The organism is Pseudoalteromonas sp. S4492, assembly GCF_005886115.1.
Lineage (GTDB): Bacteria > Pseudomonadota > Gammaproteobacteria > Enterobacterales > Alteromonadaceae > Pseudoalteromonas > Pseudoalteromonas gelatinilytica.
On record NZ_PNCP01000025.1, the window covers coordinates 1 to 11,689 of the forward strand.

An 11,689-nucleotide genomic window follows, 5' to 3' on the forward strand; every position below is an offset into this window, starting at 1 on the left:
GCGGAGTGGTAGTTCAGTTGGTTAGAATACCGGCCTGTCACGCCGGGGGTCGCGGGTTCGAGTCCCGTCCACTCCGCCATTTGTTTTCCTCAAGCAAATGATTAGATAATTCTTTACTTTACACCTCACTATTTCCTTATACTGACAACGTATCTCGTATCTCGTATCTCGTATCTCGTATCTCGTATCTCGTATCTCGTATCTCGTATCTCGTATCTTTCATCCTATCTTGCTAATATTGTTCATTATTCCTATTTATTCAGCTTTTTATATCTGCATGAATAGCAAAGAATGGCGGCTCCACAACAAAAAGGAAATGCGTTATGAGTACATTCGGAACACAACTAAGACACTATCGCAGTGAGCTGAAATTAAGCCAACCAGAATTTGCAGAGCAAGTTGGAATAGAGCAAAGTTACCTTTCAAAACTTGAGAACGATAAATCAGTGCCTTCTAATGACACATTTCGTTCAATATTAACGGCGCTCAATCTAACAATTTGCGACTTTATGGAGCCATTAAAACATTCTGTAGATAAAGCTCGGTTGATTAATGTGCCTGATATTGAAGCTTGGTATAAGCAACAAAGTAATAAGCAATTCATTAAACAGCGCTCATTGATCTATATTGCCATACTATTAAGTGCGCTAGGCTGTGCCATGTTTTATTTAGGGCATCAAGAAAAGCTATTCAACACAAAGTTCTATGAGTACAAATCATATGGTGTAGTGAAAGATAATGAACCAGATGGCATTTTTCATGATTGGCGAACGCTACTCGTAGAACAAAGCAGCGAGAAAATAGATGCAAAACGTCGAGAAATGATTAGCAGGCATGATTTTAAATTTATTATCTCAGCGGATTATAAAGGTTTTTCGTTTGTAGAATCTGGCGAGCAAGGTAGGCGTTTGTATAGCCTGACTTCAAAAACACCCGTTATCAAGCCTCATAAAGGCCATGTATGGCTTGAGTTTATTGGTATCTTATTGCTTGTAGTTGGTGCAGGTCTCATCACATTTGAGAGTAAACTGACAAGACAGCAATAATGAGTTGTAGAACCTGACGCGTGTTAGCTGGCGTCAGGATCGCGAGGAATTAAATGCGCAAACTGTTGCTGGTGGATTTGTTCGTATAAGGTCGCTGCATAGCTTTGCGCATCATGTAATCTGCGCGTACTGATGTGTTTTCTCAGGTCATCAAGTGCAGCGGTTGCAGGTTCATAACCTTGGCTACTTGCCAGACTTAGCCACACCGCGCCATGAAAAACACTGTGTGGAACACCTTGCCCTTTGATGAAAAACAGTCCCATATAAAATTGTGCTCTATGGTTACCTGCCATAGCAGCTAGGCGCATCCATTTCGCAGCAAGGGGAGGCTGTTCATTTTTTAAATAATATAAAGCTTTGTTTAGTACGTTTTCAACAGATTGAGTACTTTTATCTGGCGCCGACCCTTTATCGGGTTGGGTAATAAAGGCAAGTATATTATCAAGCTGTTGCTCTAAATCTAAGCCTACTGGCGAATTATCAGACATAGTTTAGTTATTTTCTTGAAATAAAAGACCTTATTAGTTTAGAACATTGCAAGGTAAAATGTCCTCTTATTGAGATAAAATATGATAAAATTAGCCAATTAATCTCAACTTAAAGTTCAACATGTTCGAAAGACTTTTCAAAATCACTGAAAACAACACCTCTGTGCGCCGCGAAACTATTGCTGGTATAACAACATTCATTACCATGGTTTACATTGTATTTGTTAACCCAGCCATGTTAGCCGAAGCAGGAATGGACCAAGGTGCGGCATTTGTTGCAACCTGTATTGCAGCTGCAATCGGCTGTTTTATCATGGGTTTATGGGCTAACTACCCATTAGCATTGGCGCCAGGTATGGGCTTAAACGCTTTCTTTACCTATGGTGTAGTGCTTGGCATGGGCCACACTTGGCAAGCTGCCCTTGGCGCAGTATTTATGTCTGGCTGTATCTTTTTGTGTTTAAGCCTATTTAAGGTGCGAGAGTGGATCATTGATGCCATTCCACTGGTATTAAAGCGTGCCATTGCTACAGGTATCGGTGCTTTCTTAGCGCTTATTGCACTGAAAAACGCCGGTATTATCGTAGCAAGCCCTGCAACGCTAGTGCAGTTAGGCGACATCACAGCGCCGGGTCCTTTACTCGCCATTTTTAGCTTTTTTGTGATTGCGGCTCTTTTATATCGCGACATGAAAAGTGGCGTGCTAATTAGTATTTTATTAGTAACGGCTATCGCCCTTGGTTTAGACCTTGTGCAATACCAAGGTATTGTGTCAATGCCACCTTCAATTGCGCCAACCTTTATGCAATTAGATTTTGCATCAGCATTAGAAATCTCAATGCTAACAGTGATTTTTGCTTTCTTATTTGTTGATTTGTTTGATACCTCAGGCACTTTAGTTGCTGTTACGCAAAAAGCAGGGCTTGCTGATGAGCAAGGTAAAATGCCTCGTTTAGGTCGTGCATTAAGTGCAGACAGCACAGCAACCATTGCAGGCTCAATGCTTGGTACGTCTACAACGACATCGTACATTGAATCAGTAGCAGGCGTATCTGTGGGCGGCCGTACAGGTCTTACCGCGGTGGTTGTAGGTATTTGTTTCTTGTTAATGATGTTCTTTGCACCACTAGCCGGTATGATCCCAGCTTATGCAACGGCAGGTGCGATTTTGTATGTTGCTGTTTTAATGATGCAAAACTTAAAGCTGGTAAATTGGGATGATATGACAGATGCCATTCCAGTGAGCGTGGTATTATTGATGACACCGTTAACGTTCTCGATTGCGCACGGTATTGCACTGGGTTTTATTTCGTATACTGCGGTGAAGTTGGTATGTGGTAAAAAAGATGAAATCAGTATTAGTGTGTGGGTATTAACAGCATTATTTATCGTTAAGTTTGCGTTTTTATCTTAACGAGGTCAAAGCAAAGAAAAAGTGGTTTACCACTTTTTCTTTGGTGCGAATAACACGTCTAAATCGTCTTGCTCTTGTTCTGCTTTTTTCTTTCTTGATGTTGCATTAGATGCTTTCAATTCAGAGCTAATCGCTTCTAAGTAATTTTCAACTTCTTGTCGTTTTGCACTCACATATTCATCGCTGTAGCTCACACCCGATAGGGTAGCAAGTGCCTTTTCAAAATATTGTCTTGCTGATCCCACCATGTTTGCCGAGCGAGCAGATAAACCACGTTTGATTTGGCTTTCTACATTGATCCTTAACTGCAATTTTTCAAGGCGTTTATCTTCTGCAACAAATACTTGGCTATCAACTTTACCTTTACCATGCTCTGAGCGCAGTACCGCACGTAATTTTTTAATACCTTGGATTAATGCGATTAGTTGTTTGTCGTTATCAGGTAACACCAGTGCGTCACTGTTATTTGCTTCTATTGGCGAGCTTAAACGCTCTTTAGATTCTTTTAAGCGATTTTTTAACTCTTTTGAGCTTGGAGACAGTTCGACCATACCTGCTAGAGCATCATAAATACGACGCTGGAGAATACGCAGGATGTTTTCAGACATGGGAATATTAGCACTGTTAAGCAAAACATCTTCTGCTTCTTCAATGATTTTCTTTAACTTTGTTAACTCTTTACGGCGCTCTGCTTCTTGCTTTTCTTTATGTTGTTGCACCGCACTTACCCACAGTGCAATGACGATTAATGCAACAATGAGCATGATGATGATAGAAACAATCATTACTAAATCTCAGTTTTAACTATCTAATTTTTTTATATTACATTAAAAAGATCAGATCTGAACAGCTTTGCGGTTAGTTATCTAGAATAAACTTCCGATGCTTACTACTTTATAATGAGTATAGCGCTAAACTAGCACCTTTATTGAATATTTTGCGTGTAAACACGGCTACCGAGCTGTAATTTAATGTGTTAGCCTTAGAAACAATCGATATAAATGTATAGCGCGATGAAATATCACTTGGCATTGTGCTTTGCAGCCTTTATAAATAAACAATAACAACGTTTACAATGCAGCCATGAAACTACAACAACTCAGATATATAGTCGAAGTCCAAAATCATAAACTGAATGTCTCTGCAACAGCAGAAAGTTTATTTACCTCGCAACCGGGGATCTCGAAACAAGTTCGTATGCTTGAAGATGAACTTGGTGTGCAGATCTTTGGTCGTAGTGGCAAACACTTAACGCATGTAACTAGTGCCGGTAACGAAATCATTAATATTTCACGTGAGATACTATCAAAGGTTGAGGGTATCAAAGCGGTTGCCAATGAACATACCTTACCGGATCAAGGTAAACTAAATATCGCGACCACGCACACACAAGCACGCTATGCATTACCTAATGTTATTCAAGGCTTTATGAAAAAGTACCCGGCAGTGTCTTTGCATATGCACCAAGGTACGCCACAGCAGATTTCTGATGCAGCAGCACGAGGCGACGCTGATTTTGCCATTGCGACTGAGGCACTGCATTTATACTCTGATTTAGTTATGTTGCCGTGCTATCACTGGAATCGCAGTATCGTCGTGGCAAAAACACACCCACTTGCGCAAAAGGCTGATAACTTAACGGTTGCCGATGTGGCTAAATACCCGCTGATAACATATGTGTTTGGTTTTACTGGTCGCTCTGAATTAGATAAAGCTTTCAATGCTCATGGACTTGAGCCACATATCGTATTTACTGCAACGGATGCTGATGTAATCAAAACCTATGTGCGTTTAGGGCTAGGTGTGGGCGTTGTCGCATCGATGGCAATAGACCAAGTAACAGACACTGATTTAGTGTGTATTGATGCAAGCCATTTATTTGAAGCGAGTACTACTAAGATTGGCTTTAGAAAAGGCAGCTTTTTACGCAGCTATATGTATGATTTTATTGAACGATTTGCACCACACTTAACCAAAGAATTGGTTGAGCGAGCAAGCTTATTACGTAACCAAGAAGATGTTGATAAGCTCTTCGAAAATATAGAGTTACCAGTAAAATAGAAATAAAAAAAGCCGCTTTAAAGCGGCTTTTTTTATTGTGCTGAAAATTAACACTCGATGATATTAACTGCTAAGCCACCGCGAGCGGTTTCTTTGTATTTTGTTTTCATATCATTACCTGTGTCGAGCATGGTTTTAATTACCTTATCAAGGGTCACTTTTTGCTCGCCAGAACCACGCATTGCAAGGCGTGATGCATTGATTGCTTTGATAGCGCCCATCGCATTACGTTCAATACATGGTACTTGCACAAGGCCTCCTACTGGGTCACAGGTTAGACCTAGATTGTGCTCCATACCAATCTCAGCGGCGTTTTCAACCTGCACAACATTACCACCCATGATTTCGGTTAGGGCGCCCGCTGCCATTGAGCAAGCAACGCCCACTTCACCTTGGCAACCTACTTCAGCACCAGAAATTGACGCATTCTTTTTATATAAAATACCAATGGCTGCTGCTGTTAATAAGTAACGGGTCGCAATATCACGGTCTACTTCTTTAATGAAAGTGTGATAATACATTAATACCGCAGGTAAAATGCCCGCAGCACCATTGGTTGGTGCGGTAACTACACGGCCACCGGCAGCGTTCTCTTCGTTTACTGCAAGTGCAAACAAATCAACCCAGTCCATCGCACGTAGTGGGTCATTGTTTACCTCAATATTTAATTTAAGGTGGAGGCTAGGTGCACGGCGTTTTACTTTTAAACCACCAGGTAAAATCCCTTCTGTGCGCATGCCACGTTCAATACAGGCTTTCATTACTTGCCAAATATTAAACAGCTCATCTTTGATGTCTTTTTCGCTGCGTAAGGTTTTTTCGTTATGCATCATAAGTGTTGATACACTAAAACCTGATTCACGGCATAGCTCTAACAACTCTTTAGCCGTGTTAAACGGATAAGGTGCAGGGTTTTCCTCGCGAATTTCGAGTGCTTTTTGTTTTTCGTTCTCGAATTCTTCGTCAGTTACGATAAATCCGCCGCCGATTGAGTAATACACTTTACTGAATAGCTTTTCGCTATTTTGACTCGCAATGATTTCCATCGCATTTGAGTGCTTTGGTAGTGTTTTACGACGATGGAATACAATCGCACCTTGCTTAGGGAAATTGGCTTTATGGCTTTGGTTTAAGTAAATAACCTGTTCTTTTTCGATTTTTGCCAGAATATCGTCAACTAAATCAGCATCAATGGTTTCTGGATCATAGCCGGCAAGGCCTAAGATCACGGCTTTACCTGAGCCGTGACCAATACCTGTTTGACCGAGTGAGCCAAACAGCTCAACTTTAATATCGGTGACGTTTGCAAGTAAGTTTTTTTCTTCTAATTCGTTTACAAATAAACGCGAAGCGCGCATTGGGCCAACAGTGTGAGATGACGATGGGCCAATACCAATACTAAACATATCGAATGCACTGATCATAATTTGCTACTCATTTTCCTTTAACGGCATACTACCTGCCTTTGAACGGTGCCACATAATAACGTTTAAACGTGTCTGTGTAACCCTAAAAGCAGGATAATTAAACTGGTAGGGCGAGCTGTTTGATAAAGTTATTAATAATGCTCGCTGTTGCTCCCCAAAGCAGGCCATGGGGGGTCATCAAACCTTGCAAAGTAATGGTTTTACCATTTCGCTCAAAGGGGAGGGGCTGCCAATTTTGTTGGTTACTCAAATAAGATAAAGGCAGTAAAAAGCTGGCAGCAACTTCGTTGGGATCTGCTTGCCATGTTGTCCCTTCGCTGAGGGTACACACAAAAGGCTCAATAGTGAAACCGGTCAGGGTCGCGTACTGGTGTAATTTACCGTGGACAGTCACTTGATGTGTGCCAATATTAAGCTCTTCATTGAGCTCTCGAAGAGCTGTGTGCATTAACGTGTCATCTTGCTCTTCATACTTTCCACCTGGTAAGCAAATCTCCCCAGGGTGATGCAGTAAATAACTTGGTCGTTTGCACAGCAACAAATGCGCTTCGTCATTAATATCTAGCAAAGGTAACATCACGGCACTGGCACGCTTTTCGGCATTAAAGCGAATGGTAGCTGGACGCTCTGTGGTTTGACTTAAACTAAAACGGGCAATTATTTGCTGACTATTCAAGGTTGTTACTTCAACGTTTACTTTAATAAAGGCAGTATTTTATTTACTTTATCGTAAGTTTCTTGGTACTCCAAGTCGACCTTTGAATCAGCCACAATGCCACCGCCAGCCCAGCAATAAATTGCACCTTGATGACACACTAAAGTACGAATTGTGATACTGGTATCCATGTTGCCACAGGCACTCAAATAGCCAATTGAGCCACAGTACACACTACGTCGATGTGGTTCGAGCTCTTCAATAATTTCCATAGCACGAATTTTCGGTGCTCCGGTAATTGAACCACCCGGGAAAGCGGCATGAATTTGGTCAACGGCATCTTTGCCATCCGCTAATTCTGCGCGCACAGTACTTACTAAATGATGTACAGCTGGAAAGCTTTCAATGGCAAATAGCGAGGGTACGGTGACACTACCTGGACGAGCCACTTTGCCTAAATCGTTGCGTAGCAGATCAACAATCATGACATTTTCTGCGCGGTCTTTTTCAGATTTTTGTAAACGGGTTGCTTGTGCTTGGTCTTGTTCAGGGTCAGCCAAACGAGGGAGCGTTCCTTTAATGGGCTTGGTTTCTATTTGACCTTGATTTATAGAGATAAAGCGCTCAGGGGAGATAGATAAAATAGCGCCATCTGGGTGATTTATATAGCTTGAAAATGGGGCTTTATTCGCTTCTCGAAGTTGTTTATAGGCTTGCCATGTTGAACCTGAAAACTCAGCTTTAAAACGCTGCGCAAGGTTGATCTGGTAACAGTCACCACTTTTTAAATAAGTTTGAATTTTCTCGAATTTTTCGCTGTAGCTGGCTTTGCTCATATTTGACTGCCAGTCGCTTTTTAGCGCGAACTCTGCACTTGCTGGCGTTTCGTTTAGGTGCTGCTGGTATAGCGCTAAGCGATTTTGATTTGGCTGACAAACGTAAAACCAGCTTTGCTGTTGCTTATCAAAAATAAGAGCATCAGGATAAAGTCCAACAGCCATTTGCGGCATGTTAATGTCGTTTTCGGCATGATTTGGCATAGTTTCAATCACACGACCTAAGTCATAACCAAAATAGCCAAGCCAACCACCTGTAAAAGGCAGATTGTTAGGGTTTGCTGTGTGATTAAATTCCTGAAGACCTGCTTTCATCAAGCTAAAACAATCACTTGATTGCGCCTTGCCGTCGACAAAGCATGTATTTTCACGCACTTCTAATCGCTTTAATGGCGCAATGGCAATGATATCGAAGCGGCTATTTACATGCTCGCTATTGGCTGAATCGAGCAACACAGCATGGGGCAAATGAGCAAAATGACTAAATAGCGCGATACAATCACCGCTTAAATCTAATTTAATGCACAAATTTTCATCGTTTATCATCTACATTGCCCTGAATAACTAGCCCGAAACGGGCGAGGAGGGTATCATAAGTTAAATTTGATTGGCAGCGTTATGATTTCCTTTATAGTGATGCCATGACTAACCCGTAGAGTAAATCTTCGTCACCGGTTTACTCAGGATCACGTACAGCGCTACGCGATAAAAACTTAAGGAACCCGTAATGAGTACAATTCGTCAGCAAGACTTCATTGATAGCATTGAAGATGCATTGCAATACATTTCTTTTTATCACCCTCTCGATTTCGTACAAGCCTTAGAAAAAGCTTACAACAAAGAGCAAAGCAAAGCGGCAAAAGATGCCATTGCGCAAATTTTAATTAACTCTCGTATGTCTGCTGAAGGTAAACGTCCGCTATGTCAAGATACAGGTATCATTACCTGTTTCGTAAAAGTAGGTATGGATGTTAAGTGGGATAAAACAGACATGACTGTACAGCAAATGGTTGATGAAGGTACACGTCGCGCATACTTAAACCCAGATAACCCGTTACGCGCATCAATTGTTGCAGACCCAGCTGGTACGCGTAAAAACACCAAAGACAATACACCTTCAGTTGTTCATATCGACTTAGTGCCAGGTGGCGAAGTTGAGGTAATGGTTGCAGCGAAGGGCGGCGGCTCAGAAAATAAAACGAAAATGGTTATGCTTAACCCATCTGATGATGTGGCTGCATGGGTTGAGAAAACATTACCAACGATGGGTGCGGGCTGGTGTCCACCTGGCATGCTAGGTATAGGTATTGGTGGTACTGCAGAAAAAGCCGCGGTACTAGCGAAAGAATCATTAATGGATCCGGTTGATATTCACGAGCTGATTGAGCGCGGCGCTGAAACAACTGAAGAAAAAATGCGTATCGATATCTTCGAACGTGCTAATAAGTTAGGTATTGGTGCTCAAGGTCTTGGTGGTTTAACAACCGTAGTTGATGTGAAAATCAAAACGGCACCAACTCACGCAGCATCAAAACCAGTGGTAATGATCCCGAACTGTGCAGCAACTCGTCACGTACACTTCACGTTAGATGGTTCAGGCCCAGCTGATCTTAAAGCGCCTAAACTAGAAGATTGGCCAGAAGTTACATTTGAAGTAGGCGAAGGTACACGTCGCGTTGATTTAAACACTCTGACAAAAGAAGACACACAAGAGTGGAAGATGGGTGAAACGGTTCTTCTGTCTGGTACTATTTTAACGGGTCGTGATGCAGCGCATAAACGTTTACAAGATATGATCCAATCAGGTGAAGGTTTACCTGAAGGCGTTGATTTTGATAACAAGTTTATCTACTACGTTGGCCCTGTAGATGCAGTGGGTGATGAAGCGGTAGGTCCTGCAGGACCTACAACTGCAACGCGTATGGATAAATTCACTGATATGATGTTAGAAAAAACAGGCATCATCGGTATGATTGGTAAGGCTGAGCGTGGGCCTGCTACAGTAGAATCAATCAAGAACAATAAGTCTATTTACTTAATGGCGGTAGGTGGTGCAGCTTACCTTGTATCTAAAGCAATCAAGAAAGCACGCGTTGTTGCATTCGAAGATTTAGGTATGGAAGCAATCTACGAGTTTGAAGTAGAAGATATGCCAGTAACGGTTGCTGTTGATAGTGAAGGTGCAAATGCACATACGCAAGGCCCAGCTATTTGGAAAGCAAAAATCGAAGAACTTGATGGCAAATTAAAATAACCATCTTGTAAGTCTTTTATTAAAAAAACGGCGCAACTGCGCCGTTTTTTTCTGATCTGACCAGTCTCAATTATTTTCTTAGCATACCTTCATAAAGCAGATACTACTTGGCTTTATCGGCATATTTTTCTTGTCACTTTTTCTTTACGCTATACTTTACCTTTACGTTCACGTAATAAAGTTTGTTAAGTTAATATTTTGTTTTGAATTAACAATGCTTAATGCGTACTTTGGTTGGTATAATTTTTCTATAAAGTGTTAGTTTTTGAGTTGATATTTCGGCTTGGGAACTTTGCTTAGTTTTATCATCTCATTTAGTAGCAAGCGAGCATGCGAAGTGATAAAGTCTCGGCACTTTCAGCGCTCACACCCCTTAGGGTAAGAAAATTTCGGAGTATTTAACTGTGGCTGTATTTAATAAAGTCGACTTTGATAACCACGAGCAAGTGGTGTTTTGTTCAGATAAAGAATCAGGCCTAAAAGCTATTATCGCGGTTCACAATACCAAGTTAGGTCCAGCGGTTGGTGGTTGCAGAATGTGGGACTACACAACTGATGAAGACGCGGTTACTGACGCACTTCGTTTATCAAAAGGTATGACCTACAAAAATGCTGTGGCACGTTTACCATTTGGTGGTGGTAAGTCAGTGATCATCGGTAATGCAAAAGAAATTAAATCAGAGCAACTTTTCCGTGCATTTGGTCGTCAATTAGAGCGTTTAAGCGGTAGCTACTATTCAGCTGAAGACGTAAACATCACCTGTGATGATGTTGCTATCATGAATAAAGAAACGAACTATGTGCTAGGTCTTGAAGGTAAAAGTGGTAACCCTTCACCATTTACAGCATATGGTACATTTTTAGGTATTAAAGCTGCTTTACAACATCAACGTGGTCATCAAGACCTTGCTGGTATCAAAGTAGCTGTGCAAGGTTTAGGTGCAGTGGCATACGGCCTTTGTAAACACCTACATGAAGCGGGCGCGACATTATTTGTAACAGATATCAACGAGCAAGCTGTTGAGCGCGTTGTAAATGATTTCAATGCAACGGCTGTGGGTATTGATGAAATCTACGACTTAGACGTTGATGTGTATGCACCTTGTGCACTTGGCGCAACGGTAAACGACACGACTATCCCGCGTCTAAAAGCAACAATTATCGCTGGTTGTGCGAATAACCAATTAGCAGAGTCTCGTCACGGTGAGATCATCCGCGAAAAAGGTATCTTATACGCACCAGATTACGTAATTAACGCAGGTGGTATCATCAACGTTTACTACGAAACAGCACCAGAAGGTTATAGTGCAGAAGCATCAACTAAGCACGTTGAAGGTATCTACGATACGTTAACTGAAATCTTCGCACGTTCTGAAAAAGAACAAAAATCGACGCATTTAATTGCCGATGAACTAGCGTTAGAAATCATCGAAAACGGCTTATAATTTAGTAAACCCACTAAATTTACAGTTAAAAAAGGTGCGCAGAACGTGGGCTGATACTTTATT

The 11,689-nt window shown here is 41.5% G+C and carries 10 protein-coding genes and 1 tRNA gene; 6 read left to right on the forward strand and 5 right to left on the reverse strand.

Translation table 11 applies throughout. The annotated features are described in order from the left end of the window. The first annotated feature begins 2 nt into the window (after positions 1-2). A tRNA-Asp gene (locus CWC28_RS07690) sits at positions 3-79 on the forward strand. A gap of 244 nt (positions 80-323) precedes the next feature. Continuing rightward, positions 324-1,046: a helix-turn-helix domain-containing protein gene (locus CWC28_RS07695; protein ID WP_063706036.1), complete on the forward strand. Its 723-nt coding sequence runs from the start codon at positions 324-326 to the stop codon at positions 1,044-1,046. Between the two features lie 23 nt (positions 1,047-1,069). Here CWC28_RS07695 and CWC28_RS07700 read toward each other — a convergent pair whose 3' ends face one another. Further along, on the reverse strand, positions 1,070-1,534 hold the full coding sequence (locus tag CWC28_RS07700; protein WP_063706033.1) for an SEL1-like repeat protein: 465 nt from the start codon (positions 1,532-1,534) through the stop codon (positions 1,070-1,072). A 121-nt stretch (positions 1,535-1,655) separates the two neighbouring features. Between CWC28_RS07700 and CWC28_RS07705 the strand changes: the two genes are divergently transcribed. Beyond that, positions 1,656-2,948 (forward strand): NCS2 family permease, encoded by a 1,293-nt coding sequence (locus tag CWC28_RS07705; protein WP_063706031.1) that lies wholly within the window; start codon positions 1,656-1,658, stop codon positions 2,946-2,948. Between the two features lie 26 nt (positions 2,949-2,974). Here CWC28_RS07705 and CWC28_RS07710 read toward each other — a convergent pair whose 3' ends face one another. Further along, positions 2,975-3,733, reverse strand: a complete 759-nt coding sequence (locus CWC28_RS07710; RefSeq protein WP_063706029.1) for a hypothetical protein — start codon at positions 3,731-3,733, stop codon at positions 2,975-2,977. 298 nt (positions 3,734-4,031) lie between these two features. Here CWC28_RS07710 and cysB point away from each other — a divergent pair, with 298 nt between their 5' ends. Beyond that, entirely contained in the window at positions 4,032-5,009 is a 978-nt protein-coding gene (gene cysB, locus CWC28_RS07715; RefSeq protein WP_063706027.1) for an HTH-type transcriptional regulator CysB, read from the forward strand. Between the two features lie 47 nt (positions 5,010-5,056). Here cysB and CWC28_RS07720 read toward each other — a convergent pair whose 3' ends face one another. The 3 genes from CWC28_RS07720 to pabB all read right to left on the reverse strand — a co-directional run bounded on the left by CWC28_RS07720 (position 5,057) and on the right by pabB (position 8,473). Further along, complete coding sequence (locus tag CWC28_RS07720; RefSeq protein WP_105180335.1) at positions 5,057-6,433, reverse strand: L-serine ammonia-lyase; 1,377 nt, start codon at positions 6,431-6,433, stop codon at positions 5,057-5,059. Positions 6,434-6,533: 100 nt separating this feature from the next. After that, the gene (locus CWC28_RS07725) at positions 6,534-7,112 is read right to left on the reverse strand and encodes an NUDIX hydrolase (RefSeq protein ID WP_063706023.1); all 579 of its coding nucleotides are present in this window, start codon (positions 7,110-7,112) and stop codon (positions 6,534-6,536) included. Between the two features lie 17 nt (positions 7,113-7,129). Further along, complete coding sequence (pabB, locus tag CWC28_RS07730; RefSeq protein WP_138624959.1) at positions 7,130-8,473, reverse strand: aminodeoxychorismate synthase component I; 1,344 nt, start codon at positions 8,471-8,473, stop codon at positions 7,130-7,132. Positions 8,474-8,654: 181 nt separating this feature from the next. On the opposite strand from pabB, the gene CWC28_RS07735 reads away from it, so the two are divergent. Beyond that, on the forward strand, positions 8,655-10,181 hold the full coding sequence (locus CWC28_RS07735; protein ID WP_063706019.1) for a fumarate hydratase: 1,527 nt from the start codon (positions 8,655-8,657) through the stop codon (positions 10,179-10,181). Between the two features lie 404 nt (positions 10,182-10,585). Next, the gene (locus CWC28_RS07740) at positions 10,586-11,626 is read left to right on the forward strand and encodes a Leu/Phe/Val dehydrogenase (RefSeq protein WP_063706017.1); all 1,041 of its coding nucleotides are present in this window, start codon (positions 10,586-10,588) and stop codon (positions 11,624-11,626) included. The last annotated feature ends 63 nt before the right edge of the window (positions 11,627-11,689 follow it).

Coding starts and splice junctions, on each gene's coding strand:
- CWC28_RS07695 (WP_063706036.1), top strand. CDS start 324: ATGAGTACATTCGGAACACAACTAAGACACTATCGCAGTGAGCTGAAA.
- CWC28_RS07700 (WP_063706033.1), bottom strand. CDS start 1,534: ATGTCTGATAATTCGCCAGTAGGCTTAGATTTAGAGCAACAGCTTGAT.
- CWC28_RS07705 (WP_063706031.1), top strand. CDS start 1,656: ATGTTCGAAAGACTTTTCAAAATCACTGAAAACAACACCTCTGTGCGC.
- CWC28_RS07710 (WP_063706029.1), bottom strand. CDS start 3,733: ATGATTGTTTCTATCATCATCATGCTCATTGTTGCATTAATCGTCATT.
- cysB (WP_063706027.1), top strand. CDS start 4,032: ATGAAACTACAACAACTCAGATATATAGTCGAAGTCCAAAATCATAAA.
- CWC28_RS07720 (WP_105180335.1), bottom strand. CDS start 6,433: ATGATCAGTGCATTCGATATGTTTAGTATTGGTATTGGCCCATCGTCA.
- pabB (WP_138624959.1), bottom strand. CDS start 8,473: ATGATAAACGATGAAAATTTGTGCATTAAATTAGATTTAAGCGGTGAT.
- CWC28_RS07735 (WP_063706019.1), top strand. CDS start 8,655: ATGAGTACAATTCGTCAGCAAGACTTCATTGATAGCATTGAAGATGCA.